Raw genomic sequence first — 20061 nt, forward strand, 5'->3', positions numbered from 1 at the left:
AAACCGCCGGGACCGATGGAGCTGGACTGGATTTCGACTCGGCTTCAACCTGACATGCCCCGGGAACGGAGGCGGAGGAAAGTGGGATGACCGGCATGAAGACGGAGGTGCCCGCGGCGCCCGCGGCGTCAGGATCGTCACCGAACCCGCTTCCTCCGAGGGAGTTCCGACGATGGTCGGACGAAGCTGCGCGCAATTGCGTGCGAGCCGCGATCACCGCGCCGGCGTTCGAATGCGGTGAGCGGCCTTGTCCATGGACCGCTGAGCTACCTGATCCCGACCAGGCCTATGACTGACTCGTAGAGGGCTACGGCATCCCAGCCGGTGCCCTGGCGGAAGACGATGCGGGTGGGCCTGATGTGCCCCATTTCCTCGACATCTCCTTCGATCACCACGAGATCGGCGACCTTGCCCACCTCGACCGTGCCGATCTCGTCATCCATCCCGAGTACGGCGGCGCCGTTGGCCGTCATTATCCGCACCGCTTCGGGTGCGCTGAAGCCGGCTTCGCGCAGGAGTTGGAAGTTTCTCTGGTCACCCAGGCCCGGCGGGGCCGCGCCGTATCCGGTCGGGTCGACGCCTGCGGCCAGGAGCCCCCCGGCATCCACGAACGCCCGCTCGTACTCCATAGCCTTCGCGAGCAGCTCGGGCGGGATCGCACCTTCGGGATTGGAGCGACGCTCCTCCGCGATCGCCCTGACCTCCGCCGCGATCTCGGGCGCGAGCACCTCGTAGACGCGCTCGTCGATCGGTTCCCTTCCGTAGACCGAGATCTCGTACACAACCAAGGTCGAGGTCATGGCGACCCCGTTTTCGATCATGTCGCGGAAGGTGGCCTGGACCTCGGGTCCGTTCACGTCCAGGTCACCGTAAGTGGCGCGGAAGTTGGCCGGGCAATCGTCGGGTTCCTTGCCGGGGGCGTACTCGGAGTTGGCGAAGAGCCCGTGTTCCAGATTGTCGATGCCCAGAGCCACGGCCTCCCGATATCCGACCGAGCAGAGGTGAGCCGTGACCTTCACCCCGTTGGCGTGCGCCTCCTCGATCGCCGCGCCGAGTTCGGCTCGCGAGATCCAGGTGTACGCCTTGAACCAGGGGATGCCCTCCTCGGCCCAGTAGCGCACCACTCGCCGGGCCTGTTCGGGGCCTTCAAGCCGGGTCATGGTGGCGCTTCCCATCTCGCCGGTCAGGTACGGGCCGGTCGGGACGATGGTCGGACCGACCGCGCGACCGGCCTCGATCTCGCGCATGAGGTTGAGTTCGGCATAGGGTTGCCGGGCGCCGGTGGTCCTGATGGTGGTGACGCCGGAAGCCAGATAGAGCCTCGGTCCCGAGAACATGAGCTGTGCGGCCCGCCCCCTGCCCCCGGTGTAGTAGCTGTGATTGTGGAGACCGACGATCCCGGGAATAAGCGTGTGCCCGGTCATGTCCATGACCTCGGCATCGGCCGGCACCTCCACCTCTCCGTCGGCTCCGACCGCGGCTATGCGACCGTCGGCGATCACCACCGTCCGACCGGTCATGGCCGCGGCTCCCGTACCGTCGATGACCTTCACGTTGGTGAGGGCGACGGTCGGCGCGTCCACGGCGACGATCCCCCGAGGCTCGGGCGACTCTTCGGGCGGGGTCGCCTCCGGTTCCCCTTCCGGGCCCGCGCAGGCCATGAGGGCGAGGGCGAGTAGGGCCGGGCGCTTCGACAAGATGATCTTCACAGCTGTCTCCAAGGGTCGGGAGGAAGAACGACCGGTCCGGAAGCTGTCGGGGACAGCCGTCGGCTCGATGATTCGACAAGGGGGGAGGGCCACTTCAAGATGGGGCGAGATGCGGTCTCTTTCAATCCGACACCTCCATGACGAAGCTCATGCCCGACTCGAGGTGCTCGGCGATGTGGCAGTGCACCATCCATTTTCCAGGATTCGAGAGCTCCAGCAGGATGTCAGTGGTGGACCCTGCGGGCAGCAGGACGGTGTCCTTCCAGACCATGTTCTCGTTCGGCGCTCCGTCCTGTTCCAGCACCAGAAAGCGCTGCCCGTGGATGTGCAGCGGGTGCTGCATGGTATGAAAGGCCCAGCGGTCGTTGACCAGCCGGATCTTCACCACGTCTCCGACCCGGAAGCTCCACGCGATCTCCTCGTTCTCCGCGCCGGTCGCCGCGTCCCGGAGTATCCAGGACACCTCCTTTCCGCTCGACGCCCAGTTCATCATGGGCATGGTGCCCGTCCATTCGACCGGGTTGGCGAAGGCGCGTTCGAAGAGCATGGACTGCTCGACCGCCTTGGGCAGGCCCTCCGTCTCCAGCGTGAGCACGAGCTCGCGGTCGACGGGACGGTCGAAGTGGCGGCGGTAGCGGTCGATCTCGCGACTCACCGCGCGGTTCTCGCGCAGGACGTGGAAGTCGGGCCGCGTCGCGGTCGCGGACGTGGGGTCCAGGTCGCCCTCGGATACCGCTCCGGTCGCAGTCACGAAGCCCAGGGTCGTCAGCTCCTCGTGGAATTGCCCGAGCCTGTGGTTGATCCCCTGCACGTGGTTCACCAGCCGGAACGTGGCGTCATCTTCGAAGAACGCCTCCACGACGTACCGTTCCGCCGGGCCGAGGACGACGCTTTCGGCGAAGCTTTCGCGCTCGAAACGGCTCACGTCGGATGCGACGACCTTGAGCGGCAGCGGCTGCTCGCGCCCTCCGCGACCGTCGTTCACCTCCCGGCGCAGCGAGAGGTTGAACGTCCTCGTGTTCGCGGCGTTGGTCAAGTGGAAGCGGACGATCTCGCCGCGCCCCACGCTCAGCCGATACTCCGGCTCACCGTTCACCAGAAGGATGTTTCCGAACCTTCCCATGAGGGCGAAGTTGGAGCTCTCCTCCCCGAAAGGCACCGGGCCCGCCCGGTCGAGGAGCAGGTCGTCGAGGATGAGCGCGATCTCCCGGTCCGCAGGTCCGTAGTACTCGGGATCCCGCGAGCGCACGAGCATGTTCCCGGAGAGGCCGAGCTCCTGGGTCACGTCTTCGCGATGGTGCGGATGGTACCAATAGACGCCCGCGTCGGGGAAGAAGAGCTGGTAGCGAAAGCGCTCGCCCGGTCCGACGGGAGGCTGGGTGAGCCCGGGCACGCCGTCGAAGCGGTTGTCGAGCCGAAGCCCGTGCCAGTGGACCGCCGTGGGAATCGTGGTCTCGTTGGTCAGATTGACGAAGACGGTCGAGCCCTCGTCCACCCTGATGAGCGGTCCGGGAATCCGGCCGTTGAACGCCATCATCACGAGATCGCGTCCCGCCACCGAACGTCTCACGAAGCCCACGGTCAGGTCCATGGTGCCTCCGTCGGGCAGGTCGAGCACCAGCGGACCTCGCGCTTCCGGAAGCACCGACTCCGGAACGGGGAGCCAGGGCGACACGCTCGGAACGGCCTCCATTACTCCCGCCAGCATCGGCACGCCCGGATACATGGGCGGACGGCTCCAGGCGGAAGCGGCGCTCGACGACATATGACCGTGTTCCCCGGACGTCGTCCCCAGCTCCGCCGCAGGCGCGAGCGCGGTCAGATCGTGAGCCTCCATGCGGCTCGAGGGAGAGCGTCCCCGCAGGAGAAGCGGACCGCTCCGGTCGGCCACGTCGGGGCCGGGCTCGGCGGTGATCAGGATCAGATACTTGTTCAGACTCACTTCGGCCAGCGAGTTCTCTCCCTCGAAGACCGCTCCCATATTGACGAGAGAATCGAGCGTCAGCGGCGCGGCCCACGCGACCAGACTCGAATACGGGCCGAGTGCGGCGGGGTCGGGAAGGTCGGTCAACCGCAGGACGAGAGAGTGGCGGTGATGGCCGGTGGCGGTGACCGAGACCCCGAAGGGCGACCAGGGCCGATAGATGCGAGCCGTGCCGGCGGCGTCACCCCCGGCCGGGGTCGGGAACAGCTTGAGACAGTGGAGATCGCTCGCGACCGCAGGGTCGGTATCGGCGTTCGGATCGGTCCGCATCGACCCTTCCCCGGGGGCGCTCATGGTCATCGAGACCGATGCGCACACGTTCGCGGCCCGCCGAGCCTCCCGGCACCCCGCAAGCGCGACCAGAACCGCCGCCGCCACGACGGAACGCCGGAAGGCTTTCGGGTAAGTAAGCGTGCCGGTCGGCGCCATGCCTCCCATCCTCAATCCTCGATCCCGATGAGCATCAAGCCGCCAATCACGGCCCCGAGCGCCGCTACCGGGAACGGTTCAACGGCGGGGACCTCCCCAGGAAGCGCGGCCGCTTCGCGGAAGGTCCGCGGCAGGCTGCTCGCCGCCGTCCTGCTCGCGCTCTCGTCGGCATGCAACGATCCCGTCGGCATGCCGACCACGGCGACGGTAGCCATCGAGGCGGCCCCGACCGATTCTCTCGTGTTCATCGCCTCCTCGGACTTCCAGGTCCAGGACAACGGCACGACCGTCTTCAACCAGGCCGACACGGTCTCGATCACCGGCAACTTCACCCGCGAATTCCCGATGCAGGACCCCGCGCGCTTCACCGCCATCCTCCGGAACGACCTGGAGGACGCTGAAGAGAGCGTTCGCCTCTCGGTCCTCATCGACGGCAGGAGGGAGTACGACGAGATCGCCGTTCTTGGCACGGGCGGCTTCCTCCAGTTCGTCTATCGATTCAATCCGTTCGACACCTGACGCCGACCTTGGTCCGCAAGGCCTCCGGCGTCGCTCTCGGCAAGGCCTCGGTCACTCCCATTCTATCGTACCGGGCGGCTTGGAGGTGAGGTCGAGGGCGACCGCACCCACGCCTTCGAGTGCGAGCAGGCGGCAGGCGACCTCCCCCGCGAGCGCGGCGGGCAGCCTGACGGGACGAGCGGTCATCGCGCGCTCCGAATGCACGGGCCGAATCACCACGGTCTCGCCCGCGCCGACTTCCTGACCCTCGAGGCGAACCGGCAGCAGCACGGTCGGGCACTGCCAGACCTCGTCGTAGACGCCATGAGCCCGAAGAGCGTCCATCACGACTTCATCAGCGGCCCGTAAGGTCGCCAGCCGGCCTGCGGTCACCGTCGCCGCGATCGGTACCGCGCCTTCCGGACGACCCAGCCCCAGATTCAGGACGCAGCGGTTGATCCCCGGTACGCCGGTGGTGATCTCCGAGACTGCGGCGAGCGCGCCCTCCCAGCCCGGGCCGTCGAGCCTCGCGGCCACTCCCTCCTCCCGGACCGAAAGCAGAACCGGGTGTTCGTAGGAACGCTTGTCGGCCTTCACCCCGACCGACCTGACCGGCAAGGCGAGCGCATCGAGTCCATGCCGTCCGGCCACTGCGGCGGCGGCGGCCGTCAGCGACTCCGAGCCGTCCTCGTTCCCGTCGGAGCAGAGCAGGCGAACCCCCAGCCCCGGCCCCGGGAAGGGATGCCGCCCGAGGGCGTCGCCCTGGATCCCCAGCCGCTCCCCGAGCTCCCGCACCTCGACCTTGTAGAGCTCCGCCAGAGGTTCGATGACCTCGCCCCGTTCGATCATCTCGTTGATGACGGGAACGCGGTTGTGGTGGGTCTTGATGGTGTCGGCACGCCTGGTCGCGCCGGTTTCGATGGTGTCCGGGTAGATCGTGCCCTGCGCCAGCAGGAGGTCGTCGAGCCCGAGGCGGGCGGCTTCGCGCTTGGTCACTTCGATGAAGGTGTCACCGATCAGACGCCGCTTTTTCTCAGGCTCGATCGCACCGTCCAGCGCGTTCAGGAAGTCCTCGGTCGCGTCCACGAAGTGCAGCTTGCGCCCCAGCCCCAGCTCGCGGAAGGTTCGGAGAACCGAGCCGCTTTCGCCCGCGCGCATCAGGCCGTTGTCGACGTGGAGAAGGCTCACGCGGTCGCGGCCCAGGGCCCGCCCCAGCAGTACGGCCGCCACGGTCGAGTCGACCCCGCCCGACGCCAGGAGAAAGACCGAGCGGCCGGCCGCCTCCTTCCGCACCCGGTCAAGCGTCTCTTCGAGAATGGCTTCGGAGGACCAGCTAGGCTCGCAGCCGCATATGCGCAGCACGAAGTTGGCGAGCATCGTCGTGCCGCGCCGCGTACCCGCGACCTCGGGGTGGAATTGCAGGCCGTAACGGCCGAGCTTCTCCGAGGCGATCGCCGCGAATCGGTGCCGGTCCTCGCCGCTTCCTCCCGTGGTGTAGCCGGCCTCCGCGAACTCCGGTCCCACGTCCACCACCGAGTCGAAGTGGCTCATCCACACCTCCTCGGTGGGACCCAGACCGTGGAAGAGCGGAGTCTCGCCGGTCAGGTGGAGCGTGGCGCGTCCCCATTCGCGCTTCCCGTGGATGACCCGCCCGCCGTAGTGGCTGGCGATCTCCTGGTGGCCGAAGCAGAGCCCCAGGATCGGGACCGGCAGACCGAAGACGCCCTTGTCGTACCCCGAGTCCTCTCCGAACGAAGAGAGAGCCGGGCTGCCCGAGAGGATGACGCCCCGGTAGCCGGCCAGTGCCTCCGCCCCGTCCTCGGGCTGACGGATCTCCGCCCTGACCCCCAGACGGCGTATGCGCGTGGCAATCAGGTGGGCGTACTGGCCGCCGAAGTCGATGACCGCGATGGTGTCGTGGGTGGGCACGTTGCGCTGTTCGTGGATTGTTCGCGAAGACCGCCGGCGTCCCTCGTGTCCAGCGTTCCGGCGGGGCCTAGCGGATCCCCTCCGGCAGCCGCTTCAACACCATCGTCGGCACGTCGAACTCGCCCAGCTCCCAGTAGGCGACCAGGCCGTCGGGACCGAAGGCCGCTGGCATCTCCGCTCGCTCCCCGTCCAGGGTTCCCGCGTAGGCACGGTCCGGCGTGAACACGTCGATGGGTCCCTCGTCGTCCGACGGTTCCGAGCCCCGGCGACGAACCCAGACCCCACCGTCCCAGGTCGCCTTGAGGCCGCGCACGACCGGGACCTCGTTGTGGAAGCGCATGTCTTCGATTGCCCTGCGCATGGTGGCGTTGATGCCGGAAAACATGCCCCCGCCCATCTCCTCCATCTCGGCGAATAGCGCTTCGTCGTCTTCCCCCTCGAGTCCCGCGAGCCCCTCTTCGATCGTTCGCCGACGGATCGACGCGGTGACGGGCTCCGGCTCGTAGGGTCGCTCCACCACGTCGCCGACCGATCCTCCCGGGCCGGAAAACTTGATGGCGAAGGCGGTCGAGTCCGACCAGACGACGGAGCCGTCGGGGAGCAGGTCCCAGTGGAATCCGGGCTCGAAACCGACCTGCGCGTTCATCATCGATTCCATTATGGACATAGGGTCCTCGATATCGATTTCCCCTTCCTCGACATCGAGCGCCGGTCGCCAGCCCTGAAGAACGGGCGCGGCGGAGACGGTCTCGCCGGCGAGGTCAATTCTCTCCAGCCCGCGATCGTCTACGCGCTCCTCCGAACTGTCACCACCAAGGAGGCCGGCCATCGTCTCGAAAATCATGTGCATCCTCGACGGCATCCCCTGCGCGATCAGCCCGTCGCCCGCAGGTTCGGCGCGAACCGCCACACTCATTCCGCCGACCCCGGCCATCGGGTTCCGGTCGCTTCCCATACTCACGAAGCGCTCGAACTTGCCGTCGGGCGCGAAAACCTGGTAGGCGGCCTGACCCACGTCCATCACCGCAGTGCGGCCGTCGCGCCACACCGCAAGCATGAACGGCATGTTGAGTTCGCCCGGACCCTCGCCTTTTCGACTGACGGTGCGCACGAGATCGCACTGGGAATCCATGACGACGATCTGTCCGGCGTCGGCGTCGAGGATGTGGAGATTGCCTGCGGCGTCGAACCCGACCGACGAGACGTCGAAGAAGGCCCACTCCGGCGCGTCCATCCCTCCAACTCGGCAGACCTCCGCGAATTCGCCGGGAAGCGGCCTGTCCTGGGCGGCGGCTGCGGCGCCGGTCGCTAGAAGGAAGATCGCGAGCGCGGTGAGTCGGACGAGGGCGGAAGCGTTCGGCATGGGCTGGGCGTCTCTCGAGAGGGCGACGTACGTCATTGTGAGAATGTAACCAGGGACGGCCGAGGGTGGGAGGGCTGGGTCGGGGACTCGAAGCCGGTTCAAACCCCATCGCCCTAAGCAAGCGCGTCGTTTCAGTGTGGAGTATTGGTTGATCTTCAAGGCCGACTAGTGCATGCGTCACGTCATTCCGGACTGGCAAAGCCTCTATGAGGATTCCTGCACCCATGACTTCGCCGAGAAGTAAACGGCGAAGTATTCCCAGTGAGGAAAACCGCAGTCCCGATGTTCACGCAGCTGCTTCAACGCGACGGGGTAGCCGTTGGCCGTCCGGGTGGCGCCAACTTTGGGCGTCTGAGTGGCCACCACGATGAGGTGGCGAGCGCGGGGACATCCCGGATCGCAGACCCCTGCCATGCGACGCCCAGGTCGATCCCAGAAAGCACCGGGTGGATGCGAACGGTCGACACGGCCCACCACCGCAGCCGCCACCGCTACGGGCCGAACTCTCGCCCTCGATCTCCGTGCATGGGATGGATCTGGACGATCGCGTTCACGATGTCGCTCAGCGTGCGACTCCGTAGCCCCTTGGCGTGCGCGTCCCTGATGATTGAGCGCAGGATGAACGGGTTCTTCAGCGCCTGTTTTTTCTTCATCCCGAACTCATCCCGTCGGTCACTGAGTAGGTCTTCAAAGACCCTCTCCGATATCTCTCGCTTCAGCACGCGTTCGAGATTTCCGTCCAAGGCGGCGTGCGTGTCCCAGACACCCGCAGGCCAATCCTGCTCCTCGGCTTCGACAAGCCGCAGCAGGTGCCTGTTGTCTCCAGGCCTCGCATCGCGACTACCATTGTCGTTGTCCCAGATCACGTAGGTGGGAATACCCAACTCTCGGAACACGACGGTCGGTCGATCCAGGCTCCGCTTGCCGCCACACGGTACGACGCAGATCCCCATCGATTCCATGTCGTGGCCCTCCAGTTCCCCGACGGCGAGTAGCGCCGAGCGATCGCCTTCTCCTTCTACTAGCACGACAACATCCGCGAAGAACCCTTCGTTCATCCACGGCGTCATAAGGACTTGCATACGGGGCCGGAGCGTCTCGGCCGTGTACTTGACTCCCTTCCGATCCGAAATGCTCCAGAGTTCCTCCGCGACCTGTGTCAGGCTTGTGGCGTGAACCATCGTGATCGGCGGTTGCGTCGGTTGGTGACTCCGCTTTCTGAGGAGCCTTATCTGATCGACCCGGTCGAGCCCTACGAAGAGGGGCGCGTGGGTCGTGTAGAGGACTTGAGTCCGTTTTGCGACGCCTGGGATGGAACCCATGGCCAAATCGTACAACACCGACGCCATGTGGCGCTGACGGCTGGGGTGTTGGTACAGCTCGGGTTCTTCGATGGCGAGGACGAGACTGGGAAGATCGTCGCTGCCTGCATCGGACGTGGCCTCCCCCGATTCTCCACTGGCCTTCTCGCTCGGATCAGCAACTTGCGTTGCCACAAGATGCTGCAGCGCCGTAAGAATGAAGGCTCTTTGAAGGCCATGTCCGGCTCGGCCCACCGCCGACTCATACCCGTCCTCCGACAGCTTCACCTGCGCCTGCGGCATCGGAATCTGCGGTCCATCGAGCTGTGACCAGTCCAGAGTGATCCCCGCGTTGGGGGCATACTGACCCAGCGTCGCAGCCAGCTGCGACTCCAAGCCCTGTAGCTCCTCCAGGTTCGAGGAATCGAATAGCGTTACGTACCGAGCCTTTACCTCTGCTTCGAAGCTCATCACGTCGGCTCGTGACGCGAGGGTTCCGCGCACGACCTTGTCCATGAGCTGTGTCATGGACGAGCCTCGTGCCTCCGTGGCATCGGACAGCGCATCACGGACGGCCGGAATGCGAATGAACGTGGTGTGCTTCCCCAGGTATCCCTTCCCACCACCTTTGAAACCAAAGAACTGACCCTCGTCGAGGGCCGGGCTGCACGCCTGCGGATGCCGATTCTCCCAATCTTCGAGCGCGGCCAGGGCATCGTCTCCCCTCGTGACCGGCGGTAGTGATCCGTATTTCTCGGGCTGATCCGCCTGGAGCTTCCTGTACGCGGTCCTAACCGCTAGCAATCCCCCAGCGTTTCGGACGGGAACAAAATCCTTATTTTTCAGACGGGTACCGTGATACTTCCCGTTGTTCCTCCCCTGCTCGCCGGAGAACACTCCCGTGACGGAGAGCGTACCTTTGTCCACGTACGAAGAGAACAGACGAAGCGCGTCGGGCGTGAGGTCCGAGAACGTTACGGTAATGGAAATGTCCTGATCGATGTCGCCGTTGTAGAAGTCGTCACGAGTCGCCATCGCGGATTGGTCATAGAATAGCTCTAGCGCCCGAAGAAACGACGACTTCCCCGTGCCGTTTCGGCCAACTATCGCCGTGAGGCGGTCGCACGATAGTGTGGCATCGCGCAAGGAACGGAAGTTCTTGACCCGTATTTCCCGGATGTTCATGGCGAGGCCTATCTAAGTCGGCGATACGGGTAGGCAGTCCGGATGTGGGCTTGGAAGTATGAACCCTTCGATGGCGCGTCGAGCAGGCCCCGATAGACCGAAACTGGTACATCAGAGTATTGATAGATGCTCCCACCGTGGAATTTCACCTCCAGCGTCCCATCCGATGCGTCGTATCCGACGGAAGAGATGTTGCTCGAAGTAACGTGTTGTCGTTTCATATGTGTCCTTCCCGATCCGTGTCTTTGTGGGTGCTGGTATTGGTGTCACGGAACCTGCCAACTGGTCACGGAGCATCAACACCGGAGGCGCATTGCTTGGAACCACTAAGAACGCACGCGAGGTCATGGCGCTAACGCGGGACCGCATCCCGCGCCCCAACGGCCATCCGCTCCCCCTCGGGAACGCGCTCAGTCACCAGTGATTCGATGTCGGCGTCGGTGATCTGGTCGATGGGCTTGAATAGTAGGGCGGCCATTTCTCGATCGGTGGATGTCGGTAACGTCCGGCAGAGCTTCGATGCTCGTCTTCAACAATTTATGATGACGGCGCGAGGACTCCAAGGAAGTCGTCGCTGGACCCCTGCGTCTTGCGGATCATCTGCTCAAGATAGCCCCGATCCGCCGCGCCGTGTCCGTGAAGTGCTGCACCTCCTCGGCTCGCAGGCTTCTGCCCAGGACCTTCCGCTCCCGGTACGACAGCCACTTCTTGAGCACCTGGTAGCCGCCCAGACGATAGTCCCAGACCGCTGCAGGGACGTTGCGCCAGAAGGCCTGCCCGTTGAGGTAGGCGTCGACGGTCGTATCGCCGAGTGCGCTCAGGGCGCCGCCCATGGCGGCGGATTCCTCCGGCAGGTAGGAGCGCTCGACGATCCGGCCTCGTCCCGGCATCACGGCGTCGCCGGTTCCGAAGTATCCCCAGTGCGCGGTAACGGCGAAGTCCGCGTCCTGCATTTGGCTCCCGTCGACGGTGCTGGGCACGGCGATCGCAGCGATCTCGGGCCGGAGAGACGGTCGGGTCACGCCGGGCACGGGAGTATCGGAAGCGAGCAGAGCGGCGAGCTCACGCCCGTGCGCGGCCGAACGGGCGAGCGTCCAAGCGGCTCCATCCGTCTTGCCGTCCGGCCAGCCGGGCAGCGGTATGCGCGGCCATTCCATCCGCAACGCCCCGGCGTTGGCTTCCCGGTATGAAGGATCGTGTAGGGTTGCGAGGACATGGTGGAACAGGTCTTCGACGCCGAGTCCGAGGCGGGAGAGATACCGCTGCGCCGATCCCGTGAGATTGGGGCGGCGGTCGATCCCGGCTGCCACGCCCAGGCCTTCCTCGCGTAGCCATGCCGGAAACATCAGCGCCCCGCGCTCGATCAGATGCAGAGACCCCATATCACTCGTACAACAAGTCTGCGGCTCACCGGCTCCCTTCCGCAGATGTTGGGCGGAGGACAGCCACACGTTCCCCTCGAACACGTGGGGCCGGTAATCGGCCCGCTTCTCGTCGAGCAGTTTCGTGTCCTTCTCCCAGTAGAGCCAGCGATCGTCGAACGGCCGGTAGGCGAAGCGGATGAACCCGGATTCGTCCGGCCCGCCGCGCCTCAGAAGCGCATCCCGCGCGGCTCGGGCATCGAACCGCGCCGTGGACTTCATGACCCTTGGATACCGCCGCACGAGGTCCTCATGGCTCAGAGCCGGGTCGAAGTATTCACGAACCCGCGCCCGAAGACGGTCGAGGTCGGTGTCTACCAAGAACCCGTCCCGGCTCGTCTTGACGCCCGGGAACGAGACCGGGAACAGGTCGGGCAACGCAGGCCAGTCGAACCAGTCGGGGCTCACCGCGGCTGGCTTGAAAGGCAAGCCTAGCTGAAGATTCGGCTCAAGTATCGAGTAGACGGGATCGTCGAAGTTCGCCGCGAGGCTGTCCAATAGCGCCTGCTGTCTCTCATCCGCTTTCGCTTGGTGAAAGTCACGGTACCAAACGTGGCCCTGCCCGTCTCTGTGGGTACCGCTTCCAGACTTGTAGGCAAGGGTGATGCTGGTACCGACCTTGATGCCCGGCGACTTCCCTTGGACCGCGAAAACCGTCTCGCTGGTTCTTCCGTCTGGGGCGTATTCCGAAATGATGCGGTCGCCATGTAGGTTGTCGATCCGGATCGCGTCGAACGCTTCCAGATACCGCTCCCGCATCCCTGTGAAGGACAGCCCGTCGAGCCACGAGTAGTTGGAGATGAAGCAGACCACGCCCTGGCCCGTCTTCTCGGCGATGCGCCGCTCCGCCATGCGGAAGAACCTGACGTAGAGATCGTTCAGGCCTTGGCCTTGGGGCCTCCGCACGCGTTCCGTCGTGCGGTAGGCTGTCGAGAGTTCGCGTTCCTCGTCCACCGCCATTCCCGCAAACCCGTTGTAGGGCGGGTTGCCTAGGATCACCAGGATCGGGACGTCCTGTTTCACCGCTTCCGAGAGTTCGCGCTCGTCTTCGAGTTCCGGGAACGGCAACGGCTTGTTCACCTGCGGCTCCCAGCCGGTCAGCGCGTTGGTGAGAAACACCCCGGCCCGCTCCGACCCGTCCTCCGCCAGCGGTGCACCCAGATTCTGCATGGTGAGACCGACTTGCAAAATGCGCGACCACGAATGGTGCGGGCATGATCTCGAACCCGAACACCCGCTCGGTCGCCGCCCTCCTGACCGCCGCGCCCGAGAGCGCCCCGAGACCCTGGTCCCCGAGATTCCGGGAGATTCGGCGGAGCACCTCGGCCAGGTAGGCCCCCGTGCCGCAGCACGGGTCCAGCACATAGACGTGCTCGGCTGCGAGCCCCGCCGGGATCCCGAGATCGTCCTTGAGGGCCCCGTCCACTCGCGCCACCATGTACCGGACCACCTCGGTCGGCGTGTACCACACGCCCAACTGCTTTCGTAGGACAGGGTCGAACGCTTCAAGGAACGGCTCGTAGAAGTAGGGCACCGCCTCGCCCTCGTTGAACCGCGAGAAGAACGCGGTCCGGTCCACGCGATCGAGCGCGGCCGATGTCCAGTCCAATACCTCGACCAGACCGAGCGGCTTCAACCGACCTGGGTCGGCCAGCTGCTGAAACAAGGCCCGAAGCACAGGCGCCCGCAGGTGCCAGACCGCCTCGCGCCACCTGAATCGGGGCGAACCGTTCCGGCCGCCGCGAGCGGACCCGGTCGAATCTCGCAGTGCGTCCGTCATCCCGTCCTGCTCGCACGACCAGAGCACCCACGCCGCGAAGACGCCGTAGAAGAGCGTCTGGACCAGGGTCGAACGGAAGAACCGCTCTCCGCGCTCGTCCTCGAAGCGGATCCCCAGCGCTTCCTCCATCGCAGCCCGGACGGCGACCAGCGAGGGAACGCTCCCCGCCGCCTCGACGCGGGCCAGACCGTCGCGCGCGTAGGAAGCCAGGAGCCACGCCAGATCCTTCGGCTCGGCCAGAGCCGTTCCGTGCGCGAGCGAGCGAGCGAGGTACTCGCCGAGCCCGACTCCCACCTCGCGGGCGAACTTGCGCGGTGTCCCGACCCTGTGCCAGAAGTCGTCGGCGCTCTCGGCCAGCCGGAAGGATTCCAAGCTGGAGGGGCCTCCCTCGTCGTCTGTGCCGAGCAGCGCGAACTCCCGCAAGTTCGTGACCAGCACCTGCCTGTAGCGGCCCCAGTAGCGGTCGACCTGCTCGGACACCCGGGTCGCCTCGGCGCTCTCTTCAACCCCCTTCACTTCGACGACCCCGCGCTCCGGGATCTGCCCCCGCTTCGGCCTGCCCCTCTGCACCTGGCGCGCCGCGTAGAGGGCGAAATCGGGATGACCGGCCCCCTGGTCCGCCAATTCCTGAACGCAGAAGACCTTCGGCTTGAGCGTCGCCCCGACCCCGTTCAGCAGCCCCGCGAGCGCCGGATAATTCGAGCGCTCCCCTGTCGCGCCGCCGGATGCGCGTACGCGGCCGAGTTCGGCGAAGTACGCCTCCGCAGCTGCGATCAGCTTCCTGTCGGTTCCGGCCATTGGTATCCCCGGGGAGGCGCTGGTGTGCGTGGTTCATTGCTGAAGGCGCGCCGGCTTCGGGAAGATACCACGGGACCGGGTCCGGGGAAGAGCCACGTGCGTTCGCGATCTTCTTCGTAGCCCCGTCCCTTGCCAGCCACGGTGACTTCGTAGTATTTTAGGCACACCTAAAACCCTAACGACCTTTCCGTGACCACCGACCCGATCATCGCTCTCTCCGCATTCGCGATCCTCGCTCTGCTGGCGGCAGCGGCTCTCTGGCCCCGACACGGCATCTGGGCCCGTCTGGTGAGCCGTCTCCGCCTCACCGAGAAGGTGTGCACCGAGGACACGCTCAAGCACATCCATTCCTGCAACCGCCGCTGCGTGCCGTGCACCGTGCAGTCGCTTGCGGGGCAGATCGGCGTCTCGACGACTCGGGCCGCCGCGCTCCTCGCCACCGTGATCGAACAGGGGCTCGCGAGGGAAGGCGAGACCGGTCCGACGCTCACGGAATCCGGGGAAGCCTGGGCTCTCAGGCTCGTGCGCACCCACCGGCTCTGGGAGAGCTATCTGGCGGAGCGGACGGGAGTCGCGCCCACCGAATGGCACGAGGAAGCCGAGCGGGTGGAACACCGGCTCAGCGGAAGGGACACGGAAACTCTGGCGGCCAGTCTCGGGCATCCGCGCTGGGATCCGCACGGCGACCCGATACCCACCTCCGACGGCGAACTTCCGAGAGCTGAAAACCTCACGCTCCTGAACGCGCCGCTCGCCACTCGGCTGAGCGTGGTCCACTTGGAGGACGAACCCGCCGCCACCTATGCGGAGCTCCTCCGCCTCGGGTTGTTCCTGGGGCAGGAGCTCACCATTCTGTCGAGGGACGGGTCTTCCCTGCGGATCGATGCTGGCTTCGCCGAGCTCCATTTGGCGGCCACCCACGCTCGCAACGTCGGCGTCCGCCGCGTGTCGGCCGAGACGTCGATCCAAGGCGTGCCCGACGAGGCCTCCGGATGGACCACGCTCGCGGCTATGGCGCCGGGTGAGTCTGGAAGGGTGGTCGCCATCTCTCCTGCCTGCGGTGGACCGCAGCGGAGACGGCTGCTCGACCTGGGAGTGGTCGCCGGCACCGAGATCCAGGTCGAACTGCAGGCGAGCGGCGGCGGACCTGTGGCCTATCGGATCTGCGACGCCCTCATCGCCCTCAGGCGGGAGCAGGCGGCGTTCATCGCCGTGGTTCCCCAACAGGCGCGGGCCGGCAAGCGCGTGCGCGCCGCCGATCGGCCGCGCCGCGATGGACGGGAGGCCGTCTGATGGCTCTACCCGTCAGCTCGTGCTCGGCTTGCGTGGAGAAACGCGGAGCCGAACTCGTCCAGCTCGGCATCAGGCCGGACCGCTGGGACCGTCTCGTCGGACTGGCCGGCAACCCGAACGTGGGCAAGTCCACCCTCTTCAACCGCCTTACCGGGCTGCGCCAGCACACCGGCAATTGGCCGGGGAAGACAGTGACCCGCGCCGAAGGCGTCTTCGCGCACGAAGGGCAGCGCTGGAAGGTGGTTGATCTTCCGGGCGCCTACTCCCTCCGTGCCGGCAGCGCCGACGAGGAGGTGGCGCGCGACTTCGTGGTGTCCGGAGTCGCCGACCTGACCGTGGTGGTCGTCGACGCGGCGAGACTCGAACGCAACCTGAACCTCGTCCTCCAGATCCTGGAGGTCACGGACCACGTCGTGGTCTTCGTGAACCTCGTCGACGAGGCGCGGCGAAACGGGATCGCGATCGACTCTCGCAAGCTGAGCGCCGAACTGGGCGTGCCGGGCGTGGCGGGCGTGGCCCGCGACGGCGTGGGGATCGACGAGCTCCTCGGCGTCATGCGCGAGTCCGCGGCAGCGCGCGACACCCTCGCTCGGGGGATTGCGACTCCGACTGAAGCGACGGCGGACGGTGGGGCCGAAGCGGAGTCCAGGGCCGGAGACGCGAACCGCGATCACGGCCGGGCCTCGCTCCACCTCTGCGCGGTCGAACCGGAGCGTCCGGGCTGGGATACCCCTCTCGAGAGCTACGACTCGCTGGCGGGCCAGACCTTCGGCCGAGCACGCGCCATCGCCGCCAAAGCTCAGGTCTCGGGCCTCAAGAAGGCGGCGTTCGCCTTCGACCGCAGGCTGGACCGGGTGCTCACTTCGCGCATCTTCGGCTTCCCGGTCATGATCGCACTGTTGGCGGCGGTCTTCTGGCTCACCATAGCCGGAGCGAACGTTCCGTCGTCCTTGCTCGCTTCCTTGCTGATCGACTCCGGCCACGGCTGGCTCAAGGGCCTGGCCGCAGCCGTGGGGACGCCCTGGTGGCTGGACGGATTTCTCCTCGACGGAGTCTACCTGGCCACCGCCTGGGTGGTGAGCGTCATGCTCCCGCCCATGGCGATCTTCTTCCCGCTCTTCACGCTGCTCGAAGACTTCGGGTACCTGCCCCGCGTCGCCTTCAACCTCGATTCCGTCTTCAGACGCGCCGGAGCGCATGGAAAACAAGCCCTCACCATGTGCATGGGCTTCGGCTGCAACGCCGCCGGGGTGGTGGCCACCCGGATAATCGACTCTCCGCGCGAGCGGCTCATCGCCATTATCACCAACAACTTCTCGCTCTGCAACGGGCGCTGGCCGACCCAGATCCTTATCGCCACGATCTTCGTCGGAGCTCTGGCTCCCCGGGCCCTGGGAGGGGCGGTGAGCGCGATCGCCGTGGTAGGGGTCGCCCTGCTGGGCATCGTGCTGATGCTCTTTACCTCGTGGCTGCTGTCGCGCACGCTGCTCAGGGGCGAAGCGAGCAGCTTCTCGCTCGAACTTCCGCCCTACCGTCCACCCCGGATCCTGCAGACGCTCTACACTTCGGTGATCGACCGCACGCTCATCGTTCTTTGGCGGGCGGTGATATTCGCGGTTCCCGCAGGGGCGGTCATCTGGCTGATCTCCAACCTGACCGCGGGCGACCTCACCCTGGCCCAGTGGTCGGTGGGTCGGCTCGATCCGGTCGGGGCGCTCATCGGACTCAACGGCGTCATCCTCCTCGCCTACGTCGTCGCGATCCCCGCCAACGAGATCGTAATTCCGACCGTGCTCATGCTGACCGTGGCGGTCACGCCGGAGCTGGCGGGGGAAGGCGCGGGCGCGGGGGTGATGTTCGAGGCCGACGGGGCGAACGCGACGGCGCGAATTCTGGATGCGGGCGGTTGGAGCATGCTAACCGGCGTCAACCTCATGCTCTTCTCGCTGCTGCACAATCCCTGCTCGACCACCATATTCACGATCTACCGCGAAACCCGGAGCGTTCGCTGGACCTCGGTGGCGACCCTGCTGCCGGTGGCCATGGGCTTGCTCGCGTGCTTCCTCGTGGCGCAGTTCTGGCGGCTCGCATAGGAAACATTGGGCCGCCGCGTTTCGTACCTGCCCGTTCATGTTCCCCGGACGACCTCGGCCAATGGCACCCGGCACCGCGACGGCCGGCCATATTCTCAGAATCTACGCCGGAATACTCTGCTCCGGGCTGACGGGACTGGTGGGATCGAGATGAGCTCCGTGCGGATCGACGTGTCCGATTTGTCCGACGCTTCCGGCGACGGGTCGGGGGCGCCGAAGACACGGCGCGTGGTGCGGCCGAACGGAGAGGCGCAGGGCTCCACCCGTGGGAGGCCCGTCCTCCTGCGTCTCCTTCGGATGGCCGTTTTCGCGGCGCTGCTCGCGGTCGCTCCCTTCCTGGTGCTCGTGCGCGGGGGCGTGTTCGCCTACCAGCGCTGGGATCTGGGAGCCTGGCCTTCACTCGGGCTCGCGGCTCTGGCCACCGTTCTTCTCGTCTCGCTCTACGGCCTGGTCGCGGGTGCGCGCTTGGGCGCGGGACGGAAGTCGCGCAAGATGATCCTGCGAGGGGTCGTGCTGCTGGTGGCCGCGTACGTCGTCCACTCGCTCGTGCTGGTCGCCGGAGCGAACTTCAAGACACCCGAAGTTCGAGCCGAGTACGTCAGGTTGCATCCGCTCCTGCGCGTGGCTGCGAGCACCGTGATGCTCTTCGATTCCGACGCCGTTGTCACCGACGCCTCACGGACTCCGGAGTTCTACGCCCGGCTGGGATTGCCGCCGAACGAGTCGTCGCTCCACTTCGTCCAGGCGACCGGCTTCGTTCACGCCCTCGATCTGCGTACCCTGGGGCGACCCGAGTGGCGGAACACTCTTTCCGAGCTCGTCTTCAAGGCGATGGGCTTCCGTACTCTGCGTCACGCGGGTACCGCCGATCATCTGCACGTGTCGCTGCCGGACCGCTGACCACCTACATCACGATCCTCATTTTCTGTAGCAGCTTGGTCATGTACTTCTCGAAGAAGTGCTTCTGGATGTCGTTCATGTCGAGCTCGCGCCCCTGAATGTAGGCTTGCTCGATGTCGCTGGTCATGTCCAGAGGCGTTCCGGTGGTGACGAGCAGAGTAGCCTGCTTGCCGGGCTCGAGCGAGCCGATCCGGTCGTCGAGACCCATGAATTCGGCGGCGTTGATGGTCACCGCCCTCAGCGCCTCCTCCTCGGGCAGCCCGAAGGCGACGGCTACGCCGGCCTCCCACGGCAGGCGGTTCGAGTAGAGAGCGCCCGAGCCTCCCGAGATGGCGAAACGGACCCCGGCCTCGTGGAGCCGCGCGGCCATCGAGTAGCCCTCGTCGTAGCCGCCGTGAGCCCTGGCCGGTGCGGACATGGTGGAGGTGAGGACGACGGGGATGTCGGCGCTCACGAGACGACCCGCGACATGGACGGCCTCGCGCCCGCCCCGGATCACGATCCGCAGTCCCTCTTCCTGCGCCCACGTGACGGCGTCGTTTATCTGCGAGGCGGACTCGGCGGCGACCACCACGGGGATCTCCGCGTTCAAAGCCGGGATCATCGCGGCGTAACGGGAGTCGCTGCGGACCTCCTCGCCCGCCGCCAGAGCGTCGCGGTAAGCCCGCGCCTCGGCGAAGAAGTCCTTGATCTCCTGAACCTGGGCGGCGTAGGTGGGCCGCTCCGGCATCTGACCGCCGGGGAAGTTGAATCCCCCGCGTCCGCGGAACCTGCCGCCGCGCGGATTGGGCCAGTTGACGTTGAGCGCCGCCGCCGACTCCATCGACATCTCTTCCCAGCTCCAGCCCTCCAGGCTCATCGCCGAAGACATTCCGGAGACGAGCCCGCCTCCCGGCGTGGTGAGTGCGGTGAGCACGCCGGCCGACCTGGTGGTGCCTATGTGGCGGCTCTCGGCGTTCACCGCCACGTCCGCCCGGACGTTGGGGTTGAAGTCGCCCAGCTCGTTAGTGTCGTTGGAGACGTCGACGGCGCCTATCTCGGAGATCCCGACCGTGCTGTACGCGTCGACCAGGCCGGGGTAGATGTGCTTGCCCGAGACGTCCACGACACGGGCGCCGGCGGGTACGGTCACGTCCGCGCCGATGGCGATGATCACCCCGTTCTCGAAGACGATGGTGCCGTTCTCGATCACTCCCTGGGTCACCGTGTGAATGGTGGCGCCTTGGAGCGCGACCGGCTCGGACTGGGGCGGCACCGTCATGCGCACCTGCGCCTCGGCCGCCTGGAAGGTCAGCGCGGCGACCGCGAACGCCGCCGGAAAAAGCGCCGCCGAGCGCACCCGGTTCAACGTGGTTGATTCGATGGTGATGGTCGTCAT

The 20061-nt window shown here is 66.2% G+C and carries 13 protein-coding genes; 4 read left to right on the top strand and 9 right to left on the bottom strand.

The genetic code is table 11. The features are described 5' to 3' along the window. Positions 1 to 266: 266 nt before the first annotated feature. Both J4G12_09215 and J4G12_09220 read right to left on the bottom strand, forming a co-directional pair. A complete protein-coding gene (locus tag J4G12_09215) occupies positions 267 to 1709 on the bottom strand; it encodes an amidohydrolase family protein (GenBank protein MCE2455971.1) in 1443 nt (480 codons plus the stop codon). Positions 1710 to 1830: 121 nt separating this feature from the next. Further along, on the bottom strand, positions 1831 to 4131 hold the full coding sequence (locus J4G12_09220) for a multicopper oxidase family protein (protein ID MCE2455972.1): 2301 nt from the start codon (positions 4129 to 4131) through the stop codon (positions 1831 to 1833). An 18-nt stretch (positions 4132 to 4149) separates the two neighbouring features. On the opposite strand from J4G12_09220, the gene J4G12_09225 reads away from it, so the two are divergent. Then, positions 4150 to 4641, top strand: coding sequence for a hypothetical protein (locus J4G12_09225; GenBank protein ID MCE2455973.1), 492 nt, complete (start codon positions 4150 to 4152; stop codon positions 4639 to 4641). Positions 4642 to 4692: 51 nt separating this feature from the next. Here J4G12_09225 and guaA read toward each other — a convergent pair whose 3' ends face one another. The 6 genes from guaA to J4G12_09255 all read right to left on the bottom strand — a co-directional run bounded on the left by guaA (position 4693) and on the right by J4G12_09255 (position 14397). After that, positions 4693 to 6549, bottom strand: coding sequence for a glutamine-hydrolyzing GMP synthase (guaA, locus tag J4G12_09230; protein MCE2455974.1), 1857 nt, complete (start codon positions 6547 to 6549; stop codon positions 4693 to 4695). 67 nt (positions 6550 to 6616) lie between these two features. Continuing rightward, positions 6617 to 7948 carry a hypothetical protein gene (locus tag J4G12_09235; protein ID MCE2455975.1) on the bottom strand — a complete coding sequence of 444 codons (1332 nt, stop codon included), beginning with the start codon at positions 7946 to 7948 and terminating at the stop codon, positions 6617 to 6619. A 455-nt stretch (positions 7949 to 8403) separates the two neighbouring features. Beyond that, positions 8404 to 10398 (bottom strand): ATP-dependent endonuclease, encoded by a 1995-nt coding sequence (locus tag J4G12_09240; protein ID MCE2455976.1) that lies wholly within the window; start codon positions 10396 to 10398, stop codon positions 8404 to 8406. Between the two features lie 8 nt (positions 10399 to 10406). Next, positions 10407 to 10619, bottom strand: a complete 213-nt coding sequence (locus J4G12_09245; GenBank protein ID MCE2455977.1) for a KTSC domain-containing protein — start codon at positions 10617 to 10619, stop codon at positions 10407 to 10409. Between the two features lie 375 nt (positions 10620 to 10994). Beyond that, positions 10995 to 12317, bottom strand: coding sequence for a hypothetical protein (locus J4G12_09250; GenBank protein MCE2455978.1), 1323 nt, complete (start codon positions 12315 to 12317; stop codon positions 10995 to 10997). Between the two features lie 40 nt (positions 12318 to 12357). After that, positions 12358 to 14397: an N-6 DNA methylase gene (locus J4G12_09255; protein ID MCE2455979.1), complete on the bottom strand. Its 2040-nt coding sequence runs from the start codon at positions 14395 to 14397 to the stop codon at positions 12358 to 12360. A 189-nt stretch (positions 14398 to 14586) separates the two neighbouring features. On the opposite strand from J4G12_09255, the gene J4G12_09260 reads away from it, so the two are divergent. From J4G12_09260 to J4G12_09270, 3 genes are all read left to right on the top strand, one after another. Further along, positions 14587 to 15690 carry a metal-dependent transcriptional regulator gene (locus J4G12_09260; protein MCE2455980.1) on the top strand — a complete coding sequence of 368 codons (1104 nt, stop codon included), beginning with the start codon at positions 14587 to 14589 and terminating at the stop codon, positions 15688 to 15690. Continuing rightward, positions 15690 to 17783: a ferrous iron transport protein B gene (gene feoB, locus J4G12_09265; GenBank protein ID MCE2455981.1), complete on the top strand. Its 2094-nt coding sequence runs from the start codon at positions 15690 to 15692 to the stop codon at positions 17781 to 17783. Before J4G12_09260 ends, feoB begins: the two co-directional genes overlap by 1 nt. A 150-nt stretch (positions 17784 to 17933) precedes the next feature. Continuing rightward, on the top strand, positions 17934 to 18683 hold the full coding sequence (locus J4G12_09270; GenBank protein ID MCE2455982.1) for a hypothetical protein: 750 nt from the start codon (positions 17934 to 17936) through the stop codon (positions 18681 to 18683). A 4-nt stretch (positions 18684 to 18687) separates the two neighbouring features. Here J4G12_09270 and J4G12_09275 read toward each other — a convergent pair whose 3' ends face one another. After that, positions 18688 to 20061 carry an amidohydrolase family protein gene (locus tag J4G12_09275; protein ID MCE2455983.1) on the bottom strand — a complete coding sequence of 458 codons (1374 nt, stop codon included), beginning with the start codon at positions 20059 to 20061 and terminating at the stop codon, positions 18688 to 18690.

The sequence above is a fragment of the Gemmatimonadota bacterium genome, from assembly GCA_021295815.1.
In the GTDB taxonomy this organism is placed as follows: domain Bacteria; phylum Gemmatimonadota; class Gemmatimonadetes; order Longimicrobiales; family Gaopeijiaceae; genus JAGWBQ01.

Bases quoted from the DNA above. Each gene is read 5' to 3' on its own strand.
- feoB (MCE2455981.1), top strand. From the start codon at position 15,690: ATGGCTCTACCCGTCAGCTCGTGCTCGGCTTGCGTGGAGAAACGCGGA.
- J4G12_09235 (MCE2455975.1), bottom strand. From the start codon at position 7,948: ATGACGTACGTCGCCCTCTCGAGAGACGCCCAGCCCATGCCGAACGCT.
- J4G12_09270 (MCE2455982.1), top strand. From the start codon at position 17,934: ATGAGCTCCGTGCGGATCGACGTGTCCGATTTGTCCGACGCTTCCGGC.
- J4G12_09245 (MCE2455977.1), bottom strand. From the start codon at position 10,619: ATGAAACGACAACACGTTACTTCGAGCAACATCTCTTCCGTCGGATAC.
- J4G12_09225 (MCE2455973.1), top strand. From the start codon at position 4,150: ATGAGCATCAAGCCGCCAATCACGGCCCCGAGCGCCGCTACCGGGAAC.
- J4G12_09240 (MCE2455976.1), bottom strand. From the start codon at position 10,398: ATGAACATCCGGGAAATACGGGTCAAGAACTTCCGTTCCTTGCGCGAT.
- J4G12_09255 (MCE2455979.1), bottom strand. From the start codon at position 14,397: ATGGCCGGAACCGACAGGAAGCTGATCGCAGCTGCGGAGGCGTACTTC.
- J4G12_09275 (MCE2455983.1), bottom strand. From the start codon at position 20,061: ATGACGACCATCACCATCGAATCAACCACGTTGAACCGGGTGCGCTCG.
- J4G12_09220 (MCE2455972.1), bottom strand. From the start codon at position 4,131: ATGGGAGGCATGGCGCCGACCGGCACGCTTACTTACCCGAAAGCCTTC.